Consider the following 23,011-nt stretch of genomic DNA (forward strand, 5'->3'; position numbering starts at 1 on the left):
GGTTATAGGAGGTTTTAGTATTAATAAGGAGATTAAAAGAGGTTTAATTGTTTCTTGTCAGGCGCTTGAGGATGAGCCATTGCATGGTAGTTTTATTATGTCCAGGATGGCATTAGCAGCAAAGCTGGGGGGAGCAGTTGGAATTAGAGCCAATGGGATTTCAGATATTAGCAGAATAAAATCAGAGGTTAATTTACCGATAATAGGCATTATTAAAAGGGTCTATAACAATTCTCCCGTTTTTATTACACCTACTATTAGGGAGATTGATGAACTATGCGGGGAAGGTGTTGATGTTATTGCTCTTGATGCTACTCTAAGAGAACGTCCGGGTGGAATCTTGCTGTCTGAATTTTTTAATGGAATTAGGAATAAATATCCAGATCAACTTCTAATGGCAGATATTGGTTCTTTGGAAGAAGCTGTTACTGCTGATAAGCTTGGGTTTGATTTTATTGGTACAACTTTGCATGGATATACAAAGGACACTGAGGGGTACAACATTGCAGATGATGATTTTTCCTTTTTAAAGAAGTTGCTCAAGTGTAATTTTAAATCAAAATTAGTAGTTGAGGGCAAGATTGATACACCTCTTAAAGCCAAGAGATGCTTTGAACTGGGAGTTTCTTTTGTTGTTGTAGGGGGGGCTATTACGAGGCCTATGGAAATTACAAAAAGTTTTGTTAAAAAGATAAATGAGGTTGGGGAAATTTAAAAGTATTTATAATGTTTGTTGTGTCTTTTTAAGACAGATAGGAGTTTTTATGGGAAAATTCTTTGAGAATGCTCAAAAATTTGGACGTTCTTTTATGTTGCCTATTGCTATTCTCCCTGCATCGGGATTGTTTTTAGGAATTGGGGGGGCTTTATCCAACCCGGCGACGGTTAGCGCCTATTCTTTTCTAGATATATTTTTCTTGCAGTCAGCCTTTAAAATAATGAGCACGGCGGGTGCTATTATTTTTGTGAATTTAGCTCCGATATTTGCGATTGGAGTTGCTGTTGGGCTTGCAAAATCAGACAAGGGAACTGCAGGGCTTGCAGCTTTTATTGGATATCTTGTTATGAATGCTACTATTGGTATTTTAGTTGATATGTCAGGAAAAGCTGAAGTTCTCTCAAGTGGAGCTGTTGGGCTAATACTTGGGATTAAGACTTTAGAGACGGGTGTTTTTGGGGGTGTGGTTGTTGGGATATTGACTTATTATCTTCACAATAGGTTAAATAAAGTTGAGCTTCCAAGAGTTCTTGGATTTTTTTCAGGTTCTAGGTTTATACCGATAGTTGTTTCTTTTGCAAGCATTCTGCTTGCTGTGTTTATGTTTATTTTTTGGCCGTTTATGCAGTCTGGAATTAGCAAAGTGGGTGGTTTAGTAGATGCAACAGGTTATGTTGGAACTCTAATTTATGGTGTGTTTTTAAGAATGCTTGGACCCTTTGGATTGCATCATATATTTTATTTGCCCTTCTGGACAACTGGTCTTGGTGGGTCTGAGATTGTGGATGGTAAGTTAGTTGAGGGAACTCAGAACATTTTTTTCGCTGAACTTGCTGCTCAGGGTACTGATAGATTTTTTGTTGGAACGAGCCGTTTTATGAGTGGAAGATTTATTACCATGATGTTTGGATTGCCCGGCGCTGCTTTTGCTCTTTACCGACTTGCAAAACCTAGTCAGAAAACAAAAGTTTTTGGTCTTTTGCTATCAGCAGCTTTGACTTCCTTTTTGACAGGAATTACGGAGCCTCTTGAATTTTCTTTCTTGTTTGTAGCACCTTTTCTTTATGTTATGCATGCTGTATTTGATGGTTTTGCATTTATGCTTTCACATATTTTACAAATTACAATAGGGCAGACTTTTTCTGGTGGATTTATTGATTTTATTCTTTTTGGGGTTTTGCAAGGTAATTCCAGAACAAATTGGGTATTAGTACCAATGGTAGGTGTTTTTTGGTTTTTCTTGTATTATCTGAGTTTTTATTTCTTTACATCTAGATTTGACTATAAGACTCCAGGAAGGGAGGATATCCTAGATACTAGTGATTCATCTCTTTCTTTTAGAGAGTCAAAAGAGGGTTCTGTTGCATCTGAGGTGATTGCAGGTCTTGGAGGTGTTGAGAACATTGTTGAGCTTGATTGTTGTGCTACAAGACTTAGAGTTACTGTAAAGGATTCTATTAAGGTTTTGCAAACTACTCTGGATAATACCGGGGCTAAGAAAGTGATTATTAAGAACAATGGAATTCAGGTGGTTTACGGACCTGGGGTCAGCGTACTGAAGAATGAGATAGAAGAAATACTTGGTAATTAAAGTTTGAAAGTGAAAGCAAGTGTTGTATTACTTGCTTTCTATGTTTTTGATAAAGGCAATTGCGTACTTTGTGAAATAAGACGTGTTTTGGGCGCTCCTGTAGCTGTGATTTCCGACTGGAACGTGAGAGTGACGGCCTTCAATAAGGGTAATCGGTATTTCTTTTATACGTCCCCCATATTCGCTTATAAACTGATTTATCTTACTAGTATCTACTGTTGGGTCCTTGGGAGGATAAATTATTATCATAGGGGTCTTTATCTTATCAAATCCATACGAGTTGATTAACTTAACAAGGCCCATCATTGCGATTATTGAATCTACTTGTTGCAATTCTGAATGGAAGGTTTTAACCACTTCGTGCTCTATCTTCTTACTTTCCTTTGTTTCAAATTTATTGTACCCACCTGTTACAAGATATGCAAGTTGGCGGCCCCAGGGATAGTAAATCAAGCTTGTTCTCTTATCTTTAGGATAGACATTAGGAGATATTAGGACAGCAGAGTGTATTTCGTTTGGATAGTTTTCCAGTGCCCAAATAGCGGCAGTTCCACCATTTGAGGTCCCAATAATTATTAATTTTTTTCCTATTAATTTTCCAATTTGAATAGCCTCGTCAATGTCCCTTAACCAATCTTGAGTTTGAATACCTTTAAACGCATCTTTTTCGTCGATGCCGTGACCTTTGAATCTTGTAAAAAAAATATTTGCATTTAAAGCTTTTGCTATGTTATTTGGAACAGGATAGATCCCATTTTTGGATGACGCAAATCCATGAAAATAAACAACAGAGTATTCTGCTTGTTCCTTGTTTCTGTTCCATATGATTTCCTTTTTTGTGTTTTCTTCTAAATTGAATTTAGACTCTCCAATCAATAAGTATTGGTCCAGTTCTTCAAGTTTATTAGGAACTTTAACCTTTATAAATTCGTTCCTAAACTTCACCCTTGGACTGACTAGTACTAGGAGAAGTAGGAATACAAAAATGAAGATAGCATTTTTTATGGTCATAAATTGTTTTCCTTGTAGTTGGAGTCGCAAAGAATGTCTACATTTTCCTTGCTCAATTTTTGGGAGCAGTTGTTGCATGCTCCCGAATAAATAATTTCAATAGATTTAGTTCTCCATTCCTCTCCAAGTTTGTCTTTCAAAATATCTTTAATCTCATTGAGTTGTATCGGATAGACTTGGTTGCATCTATTACATTTAAAGTGAGCTATTGTAGAAGACAAACTTAGGTAAAATCTCGTTTCCTTTTGGTCAGTTGTTTTTATATCTTTTAAAATGTTGCGTTCTTTTAAAATGTTTAGTGTGTTGTACACTGTTGCTTTCGATAAGCTTGGTATTTCTGTTATTAATTTATTATAAATTTCTTTTGCTGTGAAGTATTCCCTTGGGTTTGATGCTATATATAAAATTATCCTATTTCTTGAATGAGAAGCTTTCATTCCCAATTCTGTTGTTAACGCCTTTAACAGGACAGGGTCATTAGTAATTCCTACCTTTTCTAAAGTGGAATGCACTTCCATTATGTCATTATTCATATAATAAACCTTTTATTATTTAAGATTAAGTACTTTAACGTCCTTATGGAATAATTTTATAACGATTTATTGATATTTTACTATTGTCGGTTATTTATTTTCATATTTTTATGGTTGGGTAGAAGAGCAGATTTTTTATTTTTGAATTTATCTTTATTTTGTTATCAAAATTATTATTCATTGGGAGTAATAATAAATTCAGACTCAAAGAATAATTACTCAAATCTTCGGTCTTTACTATATTGTAAGAACCTCCTATGTTTAAAATAAACCATCTCTTATTGCACCGTTTTTCGATTTTGTAATTAATTGTGTATATTATGTATTTTTCGATGTGTAGAAAACTAATAAAAAAATTGCTGCTCTGGTCATTTCCCTTAGAGATTAAAAATTCCGTGCCGTTAATGTACCCCTTAGCGTCTCTTTTTGTTTCAATAATTTTTTCGTAAGTGTCATAGTCATTGTATCTTGCAGTAATCTTTAAGCTTGTTTCTCTGTTAACTTCGAAGATGGGTATCTCTAAACTTGAATATTCAAGTAAATAATTTGTGTCGACTGTTTTTAGAGTTTTACTATCTAATGCTATATCAGAGGGCCATACTATTTTCATAGATATAAAGAAGCCTGCAAGATTTTCATCCAGGAAGAAATCAATTATTGACTTTTCTTTTGTATTGAAATCCAAGTATTGCCTAACACCTAAAATTTTATCATTTGAAAATGAGAATGAGCTTTCAATAGTTGGTTCTATAATGATTTCTTTTTTTGATAAAATTCTAAGATAAGTTCTGCAAGAGTTTAGAAATTCAACTTTTCTCTCCTTGTGTTGTATTTTGCTAAGTTTTCCTTCTTCAAACTTCACGTTATATTTCAAATGGGATAGCGTAAAATTGCCTTCCATGTTGTATTCAAGGTTTTTGCTCGTAACAGACTCTGGGTTGTTTGGGTGTTGTTCAAAATTTTTACTAGTTAAAAATTCTTTTAGAGAATTTTCATTTATTTGATATTCTTTTAGTCTTTTGTTTTGGAATTGTAGAATTATTGCTTGTTCCCTTAGTGAATTGAACTCTGGGATTTCTAAAAAGTCGGCAACTATTTTGGTTCCTTCTAGATTTTGTATCTTAATGCTATAAAGGTTCGTTTCCAGCCCCGTTAGGGAGAGTAGGAAATTTTTCAATTCTTGATTATTGTACACTTCTTTAATTTCATGAAAGTAAAGAAGTGTATTTATATTCTTCTTGTGTATTCCAGGGTCTTGAATTTCGGATAAGAATTGACAATTATTTTTGTAAAAAACTAAATATTTTTTTTTATTTTTTGTGTATCTTACTCCTTCTATGTAGTTAAAATGAAGCTTTCTATATAGTTCAAGCACTTTTTTTCTTAGTTTTTCCATCTTGTACATATAAAATACAGGAGGACTATCTTTGAATAAATCTTTATATCCACTACCGAATGGATTTTTTAAGGACCAATATAGGTCTACATGGATCTCGTCGTGTAGCATGTATTCATGGGGACTGCCGCTGTAGGTGCTTGGTATGTAAATATCTTCATTATTTTTAAGTCTTTTAAAAAACCATTCATTTAATTCTGGATTTAATTTCAGAATTTCAAAAAAGTATGTCGGGAATGTCCAATGTATCTTATATCTTAGTTTTTTATTTTCAATTAAATACCTTGTGTTTGATAAAATGGAACATAATTTGTTTTCAGCAAATGCGGTTATCGAGATAATAACGATGTAGGTACTTGAACCTCTAAATTTTCTAAACAACATAAAAATCTTAATAATAAGTATATATGAGATTAGTAGAAATGGTATTTGTTTACAGTAAATTATTGGTTAGTTTCCGTGATTTGAGTCTTGATTAATAAATAAAAAATTTTATATCCTTATAGTGATATGTATAAGGTTTATGCTAACATTTACGATGTTAGGTTTAAATTTAATTTTGATACTTAAAAGGGGTAAGATTTATGGCAAAGGAAATGCATTTTAATGAAGATGCTAGGAAAAGTTTACTCAGCGGCATTGAAAAATTATCAAATGCTGTAAAGGTGACTCTTGGGCCTAAGGGAAGAAATGTTTTAATTGATAAGAAATTTGGGTCTCCTACGGTTACTAAGGACGGGGTTAGTGTTGCACGTGAGATTGAACTTGAGAACGCATTTGAGAATATGGGGGCCCAGCTTTTAAAAGAGGTTGCTATTAAGACAAACGATGTAGCTGGAGATGGTACTACTACGGCTACTGTGCTTGCTTACGCAATTGCTAGGGAGGGGCTTAAGAATGTTTCTTCTGGCATTAATCCTATTGGAATAAAGAAGGGCATAGATCATGCTGTGTCTTTGGCTGCTGATAAGATTCGTAAGGCTGCAAAGAAAATTACTACTAAGGAAGAAATTACGCAGGTGGCGTCTATTTCTGCGAATAATGATAATTCTATAGGTGAGAAAATTGCTGAAGCGATGGATAGAGTCGGAAAGGATGGAGTTATTACTGTTGAGGAATCAAAGACTTTTGATACTACAATTTCTTATGTTGAGGGTATGCAATTTGATAGAGGATATCTCTCTCCTTACTTTTCCACAAATAAAGAGAATATGAGCGTGAGCTTTGATGATGCTCTTATTTTGATATGCGAAAAGAAGATTAGTACTATTAAGGAACTTTTACCCGTTCTTGAAAAAGTTTTAAATACAAATAAGCCTTTGTTAATTATTGCTGAGGACATTGAGGGGGATGCTCTTGCTGCTCTTGTTTTAAATAGTGTGCGTGGGGCATTGAAGGTTTGTGCAATTAAATCTCCTGGATTTGGAGATAGACGAAAGGCTATGCTTGAAGATATTGCGATACTTACTGGGGGGGTTCTTGTTAGTGAAGAGTTGGGGCTTAGTCTTGAGAGTGTCGAGCTTGAACAACTTGGGCAAGCTAAGTCTGTGAAGGTAGACAAGGATAATACTACTATTATTAATACTGGAAATAAAGAGCAAATAAGGGAGCGTGCGGAGCTTATTAAGAAGCAGATAGAGGAGACCAGCTCTGAGTATGACAGAGAGAAGCTTCAGGAGCGTCTTGCAAAACTTGTTGGCGGTGTTGCTGTTATTAATGTGGGGGCTGTTACTGAGGTAGAGCTTAAGGAGAAAAAACATAGGGTTGAGGACGCTTTGTCTGCTACTCGTGCTGCTGTTGAGGAGGGTGTTGTTCCTGGAGGTGGTGCAACTCTTATTGAGGTCGCTATGTATCTTGACACTGTTGACACAAGTAAGCTTAGCTATGAGGAGAAGCAGGGGTTTGAGATTGTAAAGAGAAGTCTCGAGGAGCCTATGAGACAGATAATTTCTAATGCTGGGTTTGAGGGTTCTATTTATATTCACCAGATTAAGACTGAGAAGAAGGGACTTGGGTTTGATGCAGCTGGATTTAAATGGGTAAATATGATTGATAGTGGGATAATTGATCCTGCTAAGGTTACAAGAAGTGCTCTTCAGAATGCAGCCTCAATTGCGGGACTACTCTTAACAACCGAATGCGCTATTGCTGAAGTTAAGGAAGAAAAGAGTGGTGCTGGTGGTGGGTACCCTATGGATCCTGGAATGGGGATGATGTAGATTGGGCTTAATTTTGTGTTTTTCAATATCATTATTGTGTTAAGGGGCCCTGGATTTGAGTGAAAATGAGTTTGTGTTTTGTATCGGGTATGATGGCGCTAGGGCAATAATAGATAAGGAGCTTTTAAGGCAACATAAAGACAAGGGTGTTAAGGAGCTTTTTGAGCTTGGGCTTTACAGGAGTGCTTTTAGTAAGGCTCTTTGTAAAAATGACACTTTCCTTATTGAGTATTTAATTGAGGGATACAATAAGATTAGTAAGTCTGGTTATAGTAAAGAAGAGGAGCTTAAGCTCCTCTTTGGGGTAGCATATCCAGATGATATTTCGAGGATAAGAGTTGTGTACGTTTAGAGGGTAGGAGATTTTATGTTTATATTACAAGAATTTAGCCATAGCAGTAGTTTTTTTAGGAGTTTATTGGTCTTTGTTCCTGTAGTTGCTATATTTTGGTTTTTAGTAATATCTCCTCAGCGTAGAGAAGAGAAGAAGAAGAAAGAAATGATACAAAACCTTAAAAAGGGCGATAAAGTTTTGACTGTGGGTGGGATTTTTGGCGTTGTTAAGAAGATCGGTGATGCTGAAGTTGTTCTCGAACTGAATTCGGCTTCTGACGTGAGGTTTTTGAAGACTTCAATTGAAAAGGTTATTTCTGAAAAGGTTGAAGATAAAAAATAAGAACGGTAGAGTTGGCAGGTATTACGTGCTCAATTAAGATATAAGGGTGTATTAGGATGAGTAAGCTCTCTAAATTTGTGCTAATAGTAGTTGTAACGTTTTTTTCTTATCTTTTAGTGTCTCCTACCTTAAAGTGGTATTTTTTTACCGGAGAGGAAGATAAGAGGATTAGTTCGTATTCAAAGGAAGCTTTAAAGGATTATTCCAAGAGGGAGGCTTTTGGTGCTCTTGTTAGGCTTAAAGAGTTGTACCAGAAGGACCCAGATGCACAGATTCCGGATGATTTAAAGTATTTAATACCGGTGGCAAGGAAAAATTACAAGGTTTATGGTAGAGTTTTTCCTGGCTCTTTGAGTGTTAAGACTTTGCGAGATGGATTTTTAACAGATTCTGATATTGAAGAACTTAACCTTGAAATTTACAAACATTATGAAAATATAAAGAGAGATAAGAGCAGAATAATACAGCTTGGTCTCGATTTGTCTGGAGGAATGAGCGTTACTATTTCTCTTGATTATTCAGATCTTGAGAAAAAGTTGGGACGAAGTTTGACCTCTTTGGAAAGGGAGGAATCCATTGAGCGTACGATGCAAATATTGAAAGAGAGGGTGGATACCTTTGGGCTTACAGAACCTAAGATTATAAGAGAGGCGGGTGGTAGTAAAATTTTCCTAGATATTCCAGGGGAAAGGGATGAGAATCGCGTTGATTCTCTTTTAAGTGGTAAAGGTAATTTGACCTTTTATGTTGTTGACGATGAGGGCACCTCTATGCTTAATGCTAAAATCTTGGAGGCCGGACCTATTTTTTCTATTTCTGAGATTAAAGATAATATGAGCCTTGGTGAAAATAAGAAAATTTTTCCTTGGTATGTTAAAGATTCTTATGGCGTTGATGATGAATCTAGTGTTCGCTATTATGTTGTGGACTCTAGTGTTGGTAGTTCTTTTGATGGTGTACACATTAGGGATGCTGGGGTTTCAAGTGATCACAGAACCGGTAAGGACATGGTTACATTTAGCTTAGATAGTGAGGGAAGTGAAAAATTTTTTGGATTTACTCAAAAGAACATTGGGAAAGCTTTGGCTGTGGTTATGGAAGGCAAGATTAAGTCGGTGGCGGGCATTAGTTATGCTATTGCTGGTGGTAATGTTTCAATTCAGGGAGATTCTTTTGATAAGAAAGAAGCCAGTGAGCTTGCACTTGTTTTTAAAACAGCGGCTTTTCCAGTTAAAATAAAAATAGATGATCTTAGGGTTATTGGGCCTACTATTGGGGAGAGGACAGTTGAGCTTGGAATAAAGGCATCTCTTCTTGCTCTCGTTTTAATTTTTCTTTTCATGTTGATTTATTACAGGTTCAGTGGCTTTGTGGCAGGATTTTCGCTGGTTGTTTATAATTTGTTTTTAATCTTGGCGATTCTGTCGGCTTTTAATTTTACTTTAACTCTTACAAGTATTGCAGGTCTTGTATTAACTATGGGTATGGCTGTTGATATTAACATAATTATTTATGAGCGAATTAAAGAAGAAATAAGGAATGGTCGTAAGTTTGAAAGAGCTTTCGAAGATGGATTTAAGAAAGCTTTTTGGACAATAATGGATTCAAATGTTACAACTTTCATTGCTGTTCTATTTTTGACTCTTCTTGGGACAGGAGTGATTCAGGGATTTGCATGGTCTTTGTCTGTTGGTATTGTAGCGTCTCTTTTCAGCAGTTTAGTATTTTCAAGGTTCATTTTGGAAGTTATAGTTTCTTGTAATAAAAGTAAGTTTGTAAGTATTTCTTGGAGTTCTCATTATGCAAAAAATGTTTAATTTTTTGAAATACGGCAATAGAGTAATGGTGATTAGCCTTTTTGTGATTTTTTTGGGGCTTGTTTGTACTTTTGTGTATCATAATGGGTATAACTGGGGGATAGATTTTTCTTCTGGAGTTAGTATCAATTTTGCCATAGAGAAATCGGGAATTAAAGATGACGAAGTCAAGAGGATATTGTCTTCAACTTATAAAACATTTGAGGTCAATGAGATTATATTAGGTGATGAATTTAGGAGTCATTTTTTTGTTGTGGTGAAGTCAGATGTTACTGATTATGCTTTTAAGAAAGACATACAAAGCGCTTTGATTGAAAAATTAGAGGCAGAATATCAGGCTAATGTTGAAATTCTTGATTCTTATTTTATTGATTCAAGTTTTTCCTCTACTTTAAGGACAAAGGCAACGTTATTGGTTTGTTTGACGTTTGCACTTGTTTTAGTTTATGTGGCACTAAGATTTAGGTTAAGCTATGCTATTGCATCAATATTTGCAACGATACATGATATACTCTTTGTGATTTCCTTTTTAGGAGTGTTTAGGATAGAGATAAACAGTTCAATAATTGTTTCAATATTGACTATTATTGGATATTCTTTAAATGACACTATAATCATCTTTGACAGAATTAGGGAGAATTCTAGGAGTCTTACTGGTACTTCATTTTTAAGTGTTTTAAACATAAGTATTGGGCAAACTTTATCAAGGACTATTTTGACTTCTGTTACTACATTCGTTGCTGTATTGTCTATTTATATATTTACCGAGGGTGCCATAAAGGATTTTTCTTTAATATTTATGGTGGGTGTGGTTGTTGGTACTTATTCTTCGATTTTTATAGCGTCTCCTGTTCTTTTAAGTCTTTATAAAAAGATTAAATAACGTTTTTGTTATAATATGATGATATGAAGTTTTTTGATTTTGGCTCTTTGGGGTTCTATCGATTTTTCGATTTTCAAAAACATCTCAATTTTAGTATTTTCAGGTACAGTTTAATAAACTATTACTCTTATAAGGAACAGTCAGGTCTTATTAATGATGCTAACTTACTTAAAGATAAGATTGTATTTTTGGATAAGATCTATAAAGATATTATTAGGGTTATTAATAATGCTTCAAAGTTAGATTTTAATAAGGAAATTTTTTATGATGCTTTAAGCATTGTTAAGAGTTTGATAAAAAAATATTACCCAGAATCAGAGCTTTTGGAACTAGAGGGAGAGGCGCTTTTAAGTGATGAAGATATTTTTAATAAATTTTTAGATAAGCTCAGATATTTGAATTTTAGGGTAGATATTAGACAAAAAATTGAAGAATTTGACAAGATAAGCAAGACCCCATGTTCTTGCATCAAGATAGCTACTTTTTTTATTCAGCAAGAATTTTTAGAAAGGCTTTCAAGTACGCTTGATTTCTTTTCTAATGAGGCTAATAATAACAATTTAAATTTAATTAACAAAGAAATTGGTGATTACTATGAAAAGGTGGAGCAGATCAAGGTAAGCGAGAATATTAAGGAAACACACAAAAAATTCATTATAGAGCATACTAAAGAAAAAATATCGAAAATTATGAAGGAACATAGTCTTGATATATCTAAGTTGCTTGTTAAGGTTTCTCTACTAGATAGTACTATTCAGTGTTTTGAAGCTTATTATTTAAATTTATTGGAAACACTTCACATACTCTTGTCAATAAATAATATTATTGAAATTGGTTTAGATGAGTTGCCAGATGCCATTTTTAATGAGTGGAATGAGTTTATTTATTTGCATAGGAAGGAATTTCAAAAACTTGTTTTAATCTCAGATTATGTTTTTCAAAAAAGGATAATATCTACAATAAATGCGGGAGGATGGAAATTTACATTTTTTACTCTTGCGCCTCGACAAGGCGATATTGTTCAGTGCTCAATAGATATTAATAAAAATTTTACTAACCTTGAGGAGGGCATTAGAGAATATGAACTTAAAATAAGCAAATTGGAGAATTTTAAGCTTGAATGTGAAAAAAATTTGAAAAAATTTGAGCATTTATTCGGATAGCCTTTTTAAGGCTATATTTCTTTAAGCTTTATATGGTAGTTAACTTTTTACCTTTAAGTGAGTTAAGTATTTATGTTGATCTTGCCGGTTGCTATGAGTCTTCGCACTTTGTTAAGGTATTGCGTGAGCTGGATTGTTATTTGGAAAACTTGGGGCACCCAAAAATTAAGACGTTTTACTTTAAATATAAGGCTGCTACAACCAAGGTTTATACCTATTTGGAGTCTTTTTTGATTTCTTTATTCGAGAGTCTTAATTTTATTGAATTGGATGAATTTACATTTGAAGTTGGGCCTGAAGATATTACGCCTTCTCTTTTAAGAATTTTAAATGATTTTTCTGTTAGTAGAATTAGTCTTGATGTTAAAAGTTTTTCTTCAAAATTTTTAGGGATCATGGGAGTTGCCAATATGTCCTTTAAGAAGGTGGCTATGGCAATTGATAGTGTTCGTAAATTTAACTTTGATTTGAATGTTGATTTAAACATCAATATTCCTTATCAAGAAAAAAAACATCTCAAGCTTGATTTAATCAGATTAGTGGGATTTGCGCCCGAGCATATATGCCTTTCAGAAATTTCGTTTTATGAGAGTAGTCTTATTGCAACTATTTTTAACAAGACTAGTTGTGATAACAATAGAGATAAAGCTGAAGATTTCTGGTTTTATTCTCTTGATTTTTTAGAAACTAATGGTTACATAAATTATGAAATTTCAAATTTTGCTTTAAAGGGGTGTGAGAGTAAGCATAATTTAAGGTATTGGGAACTTAAGCCATATTTAGGTCTTGGGGTGAGTTCTGTGAGTTTACTCATTGGTATTTATGAGAATGAACTTAAGGCCATAATAAGGAAGGATGATGATTTTTTAAGAAGAGAAGACTCTTCTGCAACTTTTGAGGTATTAAGTGATTTAGATTTTTTCATTTGTCATTTCATGACAAATTTTGGTACTAAAAGGGGGCTTAATATCTCTCTTTTAGAGAGTAGGTTTAGATATGAAAATGAAGATTTTGTTCAGTTTGTTGACTATCTTTTAAAGTTAAATAAAGCAGTTGTTTTTAGTAATAATACCCTTTATTTAGATGGCGAGGAAAGGTTTAAGCTGGGTTTTTATCTTAGGTTGATTAGAGAATATTTAATTGATAATTCTTTTAAGGTGAAGCTCAAACTTCTTTAATTTGTCCATTTTGATAGTATACAACTTTGGTATTTTTATGATTAAAAATACCGATTTCAAGTACCCCTGGGAATAGTTTGAAATATTTTTCAACACCTTCGGGATTTTCAATATTCATTTCCACATCGAGGATGTAGTTATTGTTATCAGTTATTATTGGTCCTGCTTTAAGCTTACAAGTTCTCAGTACAGGATTGAAGTTCATTTTTTCCAGTCTTGCCACAATAAATTCAGTAGAATCTGGAGCCACTTCAATTGGTACGGAAGTTTTTTTACCTAAAGATGTTACAATTTTCGTTTCATCTGCAATAATTAATAACTCTTCAGAATTATAAGCTACCACCTTCTCCATTAAATGAGCCGCCCCACCACCTTTTATTAAAGCTTTTTTCTCCAATAATACCTCATCAGCTCCATCAATCGTGATATCTATATTTTCTCTAAATTTAGTAAACTTAGATACATACGAAAGGCCTTCTCTTGCAAGTAAATATTTAGTGTTGCTGCTTGTCGGATAAAGTGTTAAATCTTTTAAAGACCCAGATTTTATTTTTTCGCTCAAATATTTAATTGCGTAAAAAACAGTTGTTCCTGTTCCAATACCCAGATGCATACCACTTACTATATAATTCTCAACAGCATATTTTGCAAGCAATTCTTTTTGCTCTTCGATTTCCATTACAAATTATCCTTAACAATACGATGTTGATTATAGCACTTATTCTAGTAGCATTGTCTAGTATTTCATGCAGCATGTGTAATGGTTAGTACATCTTACTATTAACATTAGTTTCATTTTGTGCTACTTTGTATTTTAAGGCTTTGTTAAAAATAAAAACGTTTCTTAGGAGATTTTATGTATAAATTGGTTTTGGTTCGGCATGGTGAGAGTGAATGGAACAAAGAGAATCTTTTCACAGGCTGGACGGATGTTAAGCTTTCTGAAAAGGGTATTGCTGAGGCTTTGGACGGTGGTAAAGTCCTTAAACAAGAAGGCTACTTTTTCGATATTGCTTTTAGTTCGGTATTAGTAAGAGCAAATGATACTTTAAATATTATTTTGAGTGAATTAGGGCAATCTTATATTGATGTGGAGAAATCTTGGAGACTTAATGAGAGGCACTATGGAGCTTTACAGGGATTAAATAAAGCTGAAACGGCTGCTAAATATGGAGAAGATAAGGTGCTGGTTTGGAGGCGTAGCTATGATGTTCCTCCCATGCCTTTGGAGCATGCTGATAAGCGGCATCCAATTCATGACTTAAGATACAAGGGGATTCCTAGAAATGAACTTCCTTCAACAGAGTGTCTAAAGGATACTGTTGCAAGGGTTATCCCTTATTGGACAGACAAGATTGCTAGGGCTGTTCTTGAGGGGAGAAGGGTTATTATTGCTGCTCATGGCAATTCTTTAAGGGCTCTTGTGAAATACCTTGACAATATGGGTGAGAATGAGATTTTAAAGCTTAATATTCCCACTGGTATTCCTTTGGTTTATGAACTTGATAAGGATTTAAAACCCATTAAGCATTATTACTTGGGTGATGAAGCCAAGATCAGAGCTGCTATGGAATCTGTGGCCAATCAGGGTAAGGCAAAGTAGAGAACCTATTTTGGAAATACCGACGCAAGGGGGAGGCTACCTGCCTCTTGTGTTTCGATGTAAAATTAAATTTGAGTGAACTGTTTTACAATTTCTTCGAACTTCGTGAGACCGATTATTTTAATGAATCCTGCCAGCTTTGGTCCTTTGTCTTTGTCAATTAGTACGTTGTAGATTTGTTTGAATAACAAAGGGGGCTCAATGTTGTTGCTTCGTGCAATATTGTAAATTTCGTCCTGAATGTCTTTTTCAGCTATGTTCTCGAAATCATTTTTCAAAAATTCTAGCAACTGTTTTATGGCTTTTTTGCAATCTTGCTTTAGAGGTTCGATATTGTCAAAATTAGACCTTAGTGAAAATTTAAAATCCTCAGGAGCGTAGGTTTTTATCCAGTTAAACGCACAGTCAATTTTATTAATAAGTTTTTCTTTCTGGGACTCCTTTACATCGTTTAGATATTTTAAAATTTTGTCCTTACTACCTTCAAAAATCTGACAAAGAACACTTAAATGTCTGAAGCCAATTTGATATGGGATTTCCTTGTCTGGTAGTTTGGGCTGAGACAGTTCGTAAATTCTTTTAAAAGCTTCTCGCTTGCTCTCCTTAATAGTCTCAATTCCGTAATATACTCTTTCAAATTTATCGTAATCTTCATATATTTTTATTACATCAAGGTCAAATGATATTGAAAACTCTATGTTAGGTTTTGTTGATGCAAATAAAAATCTTGTTATCTCAGGAGTATATATTTCCAGTACATCTTTTAAGGACACAACATCACCAGAAGATGAAGATATTTTCCCCCCCCGACCTTTGATTGATATGAAATCATATTGAAATGTTATAGGAGCAGATCCTCCAAAGATTTTTACAATCTCTATTGAAGTATCAAAACTGCCTCCACTACTATGATGATCCTTCCCAGCAGGTTCAAAGTCAACATTTTCGTATTTCCACCGCATCGGCCAGTCAATCCTCCATGGAAGCTTTACAGCCCATGTTTTCCTTAAATCAAGAGATTCCTTATTGCCGCATTCGCAGTAATATTTAATAGAGTAGCAGTAATCATAACTTACTACGTTCGTAGTATCTCTGTTACACTTAGTGCAAAAGACACTAACAGGATACCAATTGGCTTCGAGATTTGTTGTTCTATGTTCATTTAAAGCCTTTGCTATTTGATCTTTATGATCTAGTGCAAACTTAATCTGATCCGAATAACTGCTTGACATATACCTTAAAGACTGGTCTATAAATTCTGGATTAATGCCTACTAAGGGCAAGTAACGCGCAAATTCAACTTCGTTCGCTTTTGCATAGCTTGATTCATTAGTTTTTGTATCAGGAACCCTCGTTATGGCCTGTCTTAGATAAGATGCAAGTAATTCTTGATTCGGCATATTCTTAGGTACTTTTCTAAATACGTCATAATTATCCCAAGAATAGATAAATCTCACATTTCGGCCCGCATCTTTCAATGCTCTTGCCACAAGATCAACAGAAATCACTTCCCTAAAGTTTCCAATATGTACAGTTCCTGAAGGAGTAATACCGGACGCAACTGTATATTTATCTTTTTCTCCTTTCTCTTCTATGATTCTTTTCGCATAAAAATCCGCCCAGTGAGCCGTTTTCATAATATTACTCCCATTAAAACACTAATTCTATCATTCTGTTTTTTTTGTTTCAAGGTTTTAAAAATAGTATCTTTTCAGTTTATTATTCTTTGAATTAGTTTGGTTTCCTTATTCCAGTTTTTCTTTAGTTTAACTTGCAAGAAGAGATTACATCTTCTTTCAAATATTTCTGATATTTTTGCTCTGGCCTCTTCACCGATTGTTTTTATCCCCCTACCTTGCTTACCAACTATTATTCCCTTTTGACTTTCGCCTGCTACAACAATATTTGCTCTGATGAAAAGATTTCGCCTTCTTTCTTCTAAAGTATCAATGTCTACATATAAAGAGTACGGTAACTCTTCTTTAAGATTTTTAATTGTCACTCCTCTAATTATCTCACTAATTCTTAAATTCATTTCTTGATCTGTGTAATATTCTTCTGGATAGTAAAGAGGGCCTTCTTTGAAATTTTCATAAATCTTACTTTTTAGCTCTTCAATATTAATTTTTTTCTCCGCGGATATTTTGATAATATTTTCTCTTTTAATACCTTCTTTTTCCAGAAATAGCATTATTTCTTCTATTTTTGTTTTCTTAATGTCAATTTTATTTATTACCACTAAAAAATTGACTTTGGAATTGATAATTATTTTCAATATCTCATTTTCTTCATCAGCAGGATTGTCTTGAATGTCAATTACGTAAAGGATTAATTCCGCCTCTGTAATTGAAGAATGTACATTATTCATCAAAGCTATATTAAATTTTTTTTTGCTTAAGTGAAACCCTGGAGTGTCTATGAAGACAATTTGACCTCTCTTGTCTGTAAATATTCCTTTTATTTTATTTCTAGTAGTTTGTGGTTTAGGTGAGATAATCGATATTTGGTGTTCACATATTGAATTTAAAAGAGTAGATTTTCCTGTCGAGGGTCTACCTATTATTGCTACAAATCCTGATTTCATTTTAATCTTCCTACTTATAAATACAATAATATATTTTTTATTACAATTAATGTATACTTATTCTTAAGTCACTTTGTTTTAAGACTTCATTTTAAAGGATTATCGTTTGAAGAAGGGCAGTTTTGAGGTTTTTTGTGAACAATGCGGAGAAAAGGTTGGGCTTAATAAATCTGAATGCCCTAGTTGTCGGTCTAAGTTGGGGGATATTGAGTGTCCGAATTGTGGATATGTTGGGGTTGTTTCTGAGTTTGGAGAGGGCTGCCCGAGGTGTGATTATAGTCCTTTTGAAGAACTTAAAGAGACTCCCTTTAAAAGGAAGCAGAGGGTAAGAACTAGGCGTTCTTGGAATAACGTTGTACTTTTTAAGCCAATATTTAATTTTGGGCTTACGGTTAATGTTATGCTTTATTTGTTCTCGAGTTTTTTAATAGTTTTGTTTTTTATGTATGTTTTCTTTTGTTAAGGGATAACTTAATATGGGAATTACAATTTTTTATTTGTTTTCTATTTTTTTGTCCTTTAAGCTGGGAGATAGTGTTGCGTCTGTGGAGGATAATGTACGCCAAAACTCTATTTTTTATTACGATGTTGAGGAGGTTGAATTTTCTTACGCTAAAACGCAAACTTTGAAATTTGAGGGTAAGACCCATATAAGATATGCCTACTTTAATTTTGATGCAGACAAACTTTATTCGTATACTTTCGTTTTTGATAAAAAATTAATTTCTCAATATGCTATTTTCCTTAGTATTAAAGAAAAATTTGGAGATGCCAGTGTTGTGACTCCTTTTAATTATTTTTGGGATGTTGGTGATTTTGTTATTGCCTTAAATGGTAATATCTTGAGGATGACTCTTAAAACTTATGTGAGTGGAGACAATAAACCCTGAGAGCTTTTTGCATATTTTTTGTCTTAATTTTTTGTATATCCTGTGTAGAGCATGTTTACGATAAAGAAATCGTCATTGGCGATATTAAGTTTTGTGTTAAGCTTGCTTTTGATGATTCTAGTAGAGCTAAGGGGTATATGGGGACTAGGTTTGTAGATAAAAACAATGGTATCCTTTTTATGTTTAATGAAGAGAAGAATTTATCTTTTTGGATGAGAAACACCCCTGTGCCACTTGAGATTGCTTATATTAATACTGGAGGCATTATTAAAGAAATTCACAGTCTGGTTCCGTTTTCAGAGAAGAGTGTGAGATCTACGTACAAGGTCAAATATGCTCTTGAGGTACCAGAGGGTTCTTTCTCTAGATTCAATATCAAAATAGGAGACAGGGTTAAATTCAATTTTGATATTAATTCTGTAAGGGTAGAATAGCTACTTGGCCTCTATTTTTTGAAGCTCTTCCTCAACAGTGTCGCTCTTTGTGCTGTCTTTTTTTGTCTCTTCTTGTGAGTCATTAACAGGGTCGCTAGATTCATCTTTGATGTTGCTAGTGTTTGAATTGTCAGATTTTATTACCTTTTTAAAAATAGATACTGTTGCCGCGACTTCTTCAAACACATCAAGTAAAAAAAATTCTTTGGCGTTTTCGTCGGCTTTCACAATGTATACCAGAGAGTTATTTCCTCTCTCAGAGTCGTTAATAATTTCCCATGATCCAAAAATTCGGTTATTATGGCTATCACTCATCAAAGATTCCGATATTTCATTAATTCTGTTTGAATTCACATCAAATGTTTCAACAATTCCAAATATTTCTCTTATTTTTGAATTCTGATACGAATTCAATTTTGACCTAATGATTATCTCTACTGTTGTATTACCCAGAGGCTTTAATATAACAAAATCACCTTCCTTATCTATTCTGTACTCGATCTTGTTATTATCAAGCATTTTTTTTATTCTCTTATCATACATTATGTTCTTATCCTTGCAACTCATAAGTATTAAAATAACAAAAATTATGGTATATTTTAGGACATCGATGCTTGAGATGCTTGTTTTGAACATTCTAATGATTTTCATGTGATTATTATAGTTTAATTGTAAGGATTATTGAAGTAGATCTTATGTATTTTAAAAGTAGTGACTATTCTTATACGGTTGTTCGATCTAGGAGTAATTATGTGCAAAGGTCTACTTTTGGCATCTCTTTTGTGATTTTAAATAGAGGTACAAAAATCTTTAGGGAGGATTTATTTGAATTCCTCTCTAATTTTGATTTCATAAGAGAGATTATTTCTATTGAAAGGCAGAGTAACAGAGTTTCCCTCCAGTTTATTTCAGATACTTACGACAAATTGAAGTTTATCTTGCTTTCTGATGATTTAAATGCAGGAGAAAAGGTTAACTTAGCAATGAAGGAGTCCATTTGTAGTTTTGTTTTTGTTTTACAAAGTGACATGTATTTGTTAAACCCTTTTTGGATTCCTAATATATTCAACGAGATAGTTAAAAAGAATGTACTTCTTGTTGGCGGGGAATTTTTCGATAAGGAAGAAGAGGTTGTTCCCTCAGTTTTTCTTCCCACTATTGATGAACATCGAAAATTAAAGGTGATTTTAGTAAATTCTGAGAAAGATTATGAGAAGACTTTAATTACTATGGACTACTGCGGTCTTTACTCTAGGGAAAAGTTTATCCAGCTTGGAGGATTTGATAGTAGAATTAAGAATGAATATTTTCAAAGACTAGATTTTGGACTTAGAACTGTTTATTTCGGAGAAAGTATTTTTATTTACAGAAAGCTTAGGATACAGTATACTGCTCTTAATTTTCCAGAAGATTTAACAAAGAATAGAAGTTTTTTAATTTTTTTGCTTAAAAATCACGTACCAATTTTTATTGGAAATGGGATTAAGTTTTCGTTTTTAAGATTTTTTGCGGTTTGTTTAAGATATGGCATTAATCCTTTGAAGTTTAGCAGGGAATTTAAAGAGATAAGGAATGAAACCATTAAAAACAGCCTAAGGTTTAAAGGTGACTTAAAGAGTGCAATTGAACTTTGGGAAAATAATATTATTTGCTAACTTGATTTTTGTCTGTGTGCTTGTAGAGGCGCAAGAATTTGTTTACACCAACATACTGGATGCACTTGATGAGAGAGTCTTCAGGTTCAGTTTTAATGCCGAAAGTGATATTTTGACTGTTAAGCATGAGAAGGGATATCTTAAATTTAAAGTAGGATTTGAATATTGCCTTTCGTCCACTGGTTACTATATTTATGTTGATCCCGTACTTTTAAGGAAAGGAGAGATTTTAATAACTAAAAGGGCTTTAAGGCAGATTGAAAATTATTTTAAGGCCCTGAAAAGTTATGGTAAGCCAAGAATAACATCGATAGTGATTGACCCTGGTCATGGCGGACATGACAAAGGGGCTGTTGTCACACATAAGATAGATGGAAATGATGTTACTCTTTCAGAGAAGGACTTTGCATTAATTTATTCTATGCATCTGTATAAGATTTTAAGCAATTATTTTCTAGACAGGAATATTTTGTTAACTCGTGTTGATGACGTTTTTATACCACTAAAGGATAGGGCTGAATTTGCAAATGCAATTAAACCAGATTTTCCAAATAACGTAATCTTTTTGTCAATGCATGCAAATAATGCTCCAAATCCTGTGGCTAGGGGGATTGAGTTTTGGTATCTTCCTGAGAATTCAAAAAGAGAAGTTGTGAAAAATTTTAAAGGATATGATATTAAAGATAATAGGCACTTGAGAGAACTTAATGATATACTGGATGTCAAGTACAAATATGAGTCAAAAAAATTAGCTGAGATTTTGTATGAAACCTTTGTTGATGCTGTGGATGAAACTAAGGTGCGATCAATTAGGGAAGAGCAGTGGTTTGTTATAAAAAATAGTAGTATGCCTGCTGTGTTAATTGAGATTGGATTTTTGTCTAATATTTCTGACGCGGGTTTAATTTTGGATTACAATTACATGAGTAAGGTGAATATGCTGGTACTTAAGTCTTTAGTTAAGTTTATTAAATTTTATGAGAAGTAGCATATTGGGTATGTTTTCAAAATATAGGTCCTTTTGTTTAAGACATCTTGTTCCTAGGGGGAAGGAATATCCGATTTGTTTGCTGTGTGTGCTTTTGTTTTTAAGTTTTTTTTATTCTTCATGTGTGATTTTTTTAAATTATGATAATATCTTTTCTAGGAAGGTTTTTTATTTTTATTCCGAGCGTGAGTTGGTTTATGACTTAAGATATTTAAAGGTAAGGCAGACTCTTAAAGAGAATTTGGATTTATTGGTTAAAGATTTTCTGTTAGGCAATAGTAAAGGTTTTTCTTTGCTATTAGACACAAGGAATGCTAAGTTTTTATACTCTTTCATGAGTAATGGTATATATTTTGTAAATATATCGAAAGAGTTTTATGGTTCTTTGGGTAACGGTGGTCATTATGGCTCTGGTGGGCTTGGGGTGATTTTATTTATTAAATCTTTAGAAGAAACAATTAATTTTAACTACCCTGGTTGTGTGAGGGAGCTTGTCGTTTTTGTTGAAGGGTCTGTTTTAGGTGATGAGAGCGATGGTTTTTCAGGCAATGGGCATTTTGTTAAGAGATAAATTAAAAAAGATGAATTTAAGTACTTTTTAGGGAAGGAGTTGTGTGTATATGACAAAATTAAAAGTTGTTTTTGTTTTATTGTTTTTTGTGTTGATTGGTCCTGTTTTTGGTCAGGAAGCTGCTGGTGAGGCGGGTGGCCGCCAGAAGAGCGAGCTTGGTGTTTTGGTTCTTGATTTTACAGAACTTGAAAAAGATCCAAGCTCAACTAAGCTAGATCTTGCAGGCTATGTTGATTATGTTTATTCTGGGGCTTCAGGCATTGTTAAGCCGGAGGATATGGTTGTAGACCTTGGAATAAGTAATTGGAGCGTGCTTTTGACCCCTTCAGCAAGAATGCAGGCTTATGTAAGGAATTCTCTTGTAGCGCCAGCTGTTGTTAAGAGTGATTCTAGGAGATATTCAGGTGACACAGTGTTGGGGGTAAGGGTATTATTTCCTAGCCATTCTCAGTCTTCTGCCATGGTTTTACCTCCATTTAAGATTCCCTTTTATTCTGGGGAAGATGGAAACCAATTTTTGGGTAAGGGTGTTATTGACAATGTCAAGACTATGAAAGAAGTTAAGGTAACTGTATATAGCTTGGGTTATGAAGTAGATCTTGAGGTTTTATTTGAAGATATGAATGGTATGGAATATGCCTATCCTTTGGGGACCTTGAAATTTAAGGGTTGGGCTGATTTGGTGTGGTCAAATCCTACTTATCTTCCAAGTATGAACTCTAGAGTAGTTAAAGATGATATTCCCAATTATCCTATTGCCTCAAGTAAAATGAGGTTTAAGGCCTTTAGAGTATCAAAATCACATAGCTCAAAGAATCAGAATTTTATTTTTTATGTTAAAGATGTAAGAGTTCTTTATGATAAGTTGAACGTTTCTCTAGACTCTGATATTGATAATGAATCTGTATTTAAGGTTTATGAGGATCAGGGGACGGACTCTCTTCGAAAGTTAAAAGCACAGGAAACTTTTAAAAGAGTTTTAAGAATCAGGGAGAATATCTCAATGCCAGAGGGTTCTTTTCAAGATTTTTTAGAGAAAGACAATAAAAAGGACGAGTCAGGCGCTCGAGCAAAGTAGATTTTATTAGGGGCTAATCCTAA

General features: G+C 33.7%; 24 protein-coding genes. 17 read left to right on the forward strand and 7 right to left on the reverse strand.

The annotated features are described in order from the left end of the window. The first annotated feature begins 19 nt into the window (after nucleotides 1-19). Together LSO06_RS03345 and LSO06_RS03350 are read left to right on the forward strand one after the other, a co-directional pair. Nucleotides 20-715, forward strand: coding sequence for an N-acetylmannosamine-6-phosphate 2-epimerase (locus LSO06_RS03345; RefSeq protein WP_255673281.1), 696 nt, complete (start codon nucleotides 20-22; stop codon nucleotides 713-715). Nucleotides 716-764: 49 nt separating this feature from the next. Beyond that, nucleotides 765-2,309, forward strand: a complete 1,545-nt coding sequence (locus tag LSO06_RS03350) for a PTS transporter subunit EIIC (RefSeq protein ID WP_231760639.1) — start codon at nucleotides 765-767, stop codon at nucleotides 2,307-2,309. A gap of 27 nt (nucleotides 2,310-2,336) precedes the next feature. Here LSO06_RS03350 and LSO06_RS03355 read toward each other — a convergent pair whose 3' ends face one another. The 3 genes from LSO06_RS03355 to LSO06_RS03365 form a co-directional block, all read right to left on the reverse strand. Continuing rightward, on the reverse strand, nucleotides 2,337-3,320 hold the full coding sequence (locus tag LSO06_RS03355) for an alpha/beta hydrolase (protein WP_231760640.1): 984 nt from the start codon (nucleotides 3,318-3,320) through the stop codon (nucleotides 2,337-2,339). After that, complete coding sequence (locus tag LSO06_RS03360) at nucleotides 3,317-3,853, reverse strand: ferric uptake regulation protein (RefSeq protein ID WP_231760641.1); 537 nt, start codon at nucleotides 3,851-3,853, stop codon at nucleotides 3,317-3,319. Before LSO06_RS03360 ends, LSO06_RS03355 begins: the two co-directional genes overlap by 4 nt. A 100-nt stretch (nucleotides 3,854-3,953) precedes the next feature. Then, nucleotides 3,954-5,633: a histidine kinase gene (locus LSO06_RS03365; RefSeq protein ID WP_231760642.1), complete on the reverse strand. Its 1,680-nt coding sequence runs from the start codon at nucleotides 5,631-5,633 to the stop codon at nucleotides 3,954-3,956. Nucleotides 5,634-5,833: 200 nt separating this feature from the next. Between LSO06_RS03365 and groL the strand changes: the two genes are divergently transcribed. From groL to psgB, 7 genes are read left to right on the forward strand one after another with little or no spacing between them, the layout of a single operon-like run. Then, nucleotides 5,834-7,468 (forward strand): chaperonin GroEL, encoded by a 1,635-nt coding sequence (groL, locus tag LSO06_RS03370; RefSeq protein ID WP_231760643.1) that lies wholly within the window; start codon nucleotides 5,834-5,836, stop codon nucleotides 7,466-7,468. A gap of 55 nt (nucleotides 7,469-7,523) precedes the next feature. Next, entirely contained in the window at nucleotides 7,524-7,820 is a 297-nt protein-coding gene (locus tag LSO06_RS03375) for a hypothetical protein (RefSeq protein ID WP_231760644.1), read from the forward strand. A 15-nt stretch (nucleotides 7,821-7,835) separates the two neighbouring features. Continuing rightward, nucleotides 7,836-8,144, forward strand: coding sequence for a preprotein translocase subunit YajC (gene yajC, locus LSO06_RS03380; protein WP_231760645.1), 309 nt, complete (start codon nucleotides 7,836-7,838; stop codon nucleotides 8,142-8,144). A gap of 56 nt (nucleotides 8,145-8,200) precedes the next feature. Continuing rightward, nucleotides 8,201-9,961 (forward strand): protein translocase subunit SecD, encoded by a 1,761-nt coding sequence (gene secD / locus LSO06_RS03385; protein ID WP_231760646.1) that lies wholly within the window; start codon nucleotides 8,201-8,203, stop codon nucleotides 9,959-9,961. Then, on the forward strand, nucleotides 9,945-10,844 hold the full coding sequence (secF, locus tag LSO06_RS03390; protein ID WP_231760647.1) for a protein translocase subunit SecF: 900 nt from the start codon (nucleotides 9,945-9,947) through the stop codon (nucleotides 10,842-10,844). Before secD ends, secF begins: the two co-directional genes overlap by 17 nt. A 23-nt stretch (nucleotides 10,845-10,867) precedes the next feature. Continuing rightward, a complete protein-coding gene (locus tag LSO06_RS03395) occupies nucleotides 10,868-12,007 on the forward strand; it encodes a hypothetical protein (RefSeq protein ID WP_231760648.1) in 1,140 nt (379 codons plus the stop codon). Nucleotides 12,008-12,039: 32 nt separating this feature from the next. Continuing rightward, nucleotides 12,040-13,185, forward strand: coding sequence for a HemN-related non-iron pseudo-SAM protein PsgB (gene psgB / locus LSO06_RS03400; protein ID WP_231760649.1), 1,146 nt, complete (start codon nucleotides 12,040-12,042; stop codon nucleotides 13,183-13,185). Here psgB and rpiA read toward each other — a convergent pair. Further along, nucleotides 13,172-13,858, reverse strand: a complete 687-nt coding sequence (gene rpiA / locus LSO06_RS03405; RefSeq protein WP_231760890.1) for a ribose 5-phosphate isomerase A — start codon at nucleotides 13,856-13,858, stop codon at nucleotides 13,172-13,174. The genes psgB and rpiA overlap by 14 nt on opposite strands. A gap of 183 nt (nucleotides 13,859-14,041) precedes the next feature. Between rpiA and gpmA the strand changes: the two genes are divergently transcribed. Next, on the forward strand, nucleotides 14,042-14,788 hold the full coding sequence (gpmA, locus tag LSO06_RS03410; protein ID WP_231760650.1) for a 2,3-diphosphoglycerate-dependent phosphoglycerate mutase: 747 nt from the start codon (nucleotides 14,042-14,044) through the stop codon (nucleotides 14,786-14,788). A 65-nt stretch (nucleotides 14,789-14,853) separates the two neighbouring features. Here gpmA and lysS read toward each other — a convergent pair whose 3' ends face one another. After that, nucleotides 14,854-16,425: a lysine--tRNA ligase gene (lysS, locus tag LSO06_RS03415; protein WP_231760651.1), complete on the reverse strand. Its 1,572-nt coding sequence runs from the start codon at nucleotides 16,423-16,425 to the stop codon at nucleotides 14,854-14,856. 74 nt (nucleotides 16,426-16,499) lie between these two features. Beyond that, nucleotides 16,500-17,372, reverse strand: a complete 873-nt coding sequence (gene era, locus LSO06_RS03420; protein ID WP_231760652.1) for a GTPase Era — start codon at nucleotides 17,370-17,372, stop codon at nucleotides 16,500-16,502. A gap of 106 nt (nucleotides 17,373-17,478) precedes the next feature. On the opposite strand from era, the gene LSO06_RS03425 reads away from it, so the two are divergent. Genes LSO06_RS03425 through LSO06_RS03435 form a run of 3 tightly spaced genes read left to right on the forward strand, consistent with a single transcriptional unit; the run spans nucleotide 17,479 to nucleotide 18,696 of the window. Then, entirely contained in the window at nucleotides 17,479-17,835 is a 357-nt protein-coding gene (locus LSO06_RS03425) for a hypothetical protein (protein WP_231760653.1), read from the forward strand. Between the two features lie 13 nt (nucleotides 17,836-17,848). Next, nucleotides 17,849-18,262: a hypothetical protein gene (locus LSO06_RS03430; protein ID WP_231760654.1), complete on the forward strand. Its 414-nt coding sequence runs from the start codon at nucleotides 17,849-17,851 to the stop codon at nucleotides 18,260-18,262. Beyond that, nucleotides 18,259-18,696, forward strand: coding sequence for a DUF192 domain-containing protein (locus tag LSO06_RS03435; RefSeq protein WP_370639799.1), 438 nt, complete (start codon nucleotides 18,259-18,261; stop codon nucleotides 18,694-18,696). Before LSO06_RS03430 ends, LSO06_RS03435 begins: the two co-directional genes overlap by 4 nt. Here LSO06_RS03435 and LSO06_RS03440 read toward each other — a convergent pair whose 3' ends face one another. Continuing rightward, nucleotides 18,697-19,332 carry a hypothetical protein gene (locus LSO06_RS03440; RefSeq protein ID WP_370639800.1) on the reverse strand — a complete coding sequence of 212 codons (636 nt, stop codon included), beginning with the start codon at nucleotides 19,330-19,332 and terminating at the stop codon, nucleotides 18,697-18,699. A gap of 59 nt (nucleotides 19,333-19,391) precedes the next feature. On the opposite strand from LSO06_RS03440, the gene LSO06_RS03445 reads away from it, so the two are divergent. Genes LSO06_RS03445 through LSO06_RS03460 form a run of 4 tightly spaced genes read left to right on the forward strand, consistent with a single transcriptional unit; the run spans nucleotide 19,392 to nucleotide 22,988 of the window. After that, nucleotides 19,392-20,351, forward strand: a complete 960-nt coding sequence (locus LSO06_RS03445; RefSeq protein ID WP_231760656.1) for a hypothetical protein — start codon at nucleotides 19,392-19,394, stop codon at nucleotides 20,349-20,351. Between the two features lies 1 nt (nucleotide 20,352). Next, complete coding sequence (locus LSO06_RS03450) at nucleotides 20,353-21,339, forward strand: N-acetylmuramoyl-L-alanine amidase family protein (RefSeq protein WP_370639801.1); 987 nt, start codon at nucleotides 20,353-20,355, stop codon at nucleotides 21,337-21,339. After that, the gene (locus LSO06_RS03455) at nucleotides 21,329-21,910 is read left to right on the forward strand and encodes a flagellar filament outsheath protein (protein WP_231760658.1); all 582 of its coding nucleotides are present in this window, start codon (nucleotides 21,329-21,331) and stop codon (nucleotides 21,908-21,910) included. The genes LSO06_RS03450 and LSO06_RS03455 overlap by 11 nt, the downstream gene beginning before the upstream one ends. Before the next feature lie 49 nt (nucleotides 21,911-21,959). Next, nucleotides 21,960-22,988, forward strand: a complete 1,029-nt coding sequence (locus LSO06_RS03460; RefSeq protein WP_231760659.1) for a flagellar filament outer layer protein FlaA — start codon at nucleotides 21,960-21,962, stop codon at nucleotides 22,986-22,988. Nucleotides 22,989-23,011 lie beyond the last annotated feature (23 nt).

Source organism: Borrelia sp. RT5S (genome assembly GCF_021165755.1).
In the GTDB taxonomy this organism is placed as follows: domain Bacteria; phylum Spirochaetota; class Spirochaetia; order Borreliales; family Borreliaceae; genus Borrelia.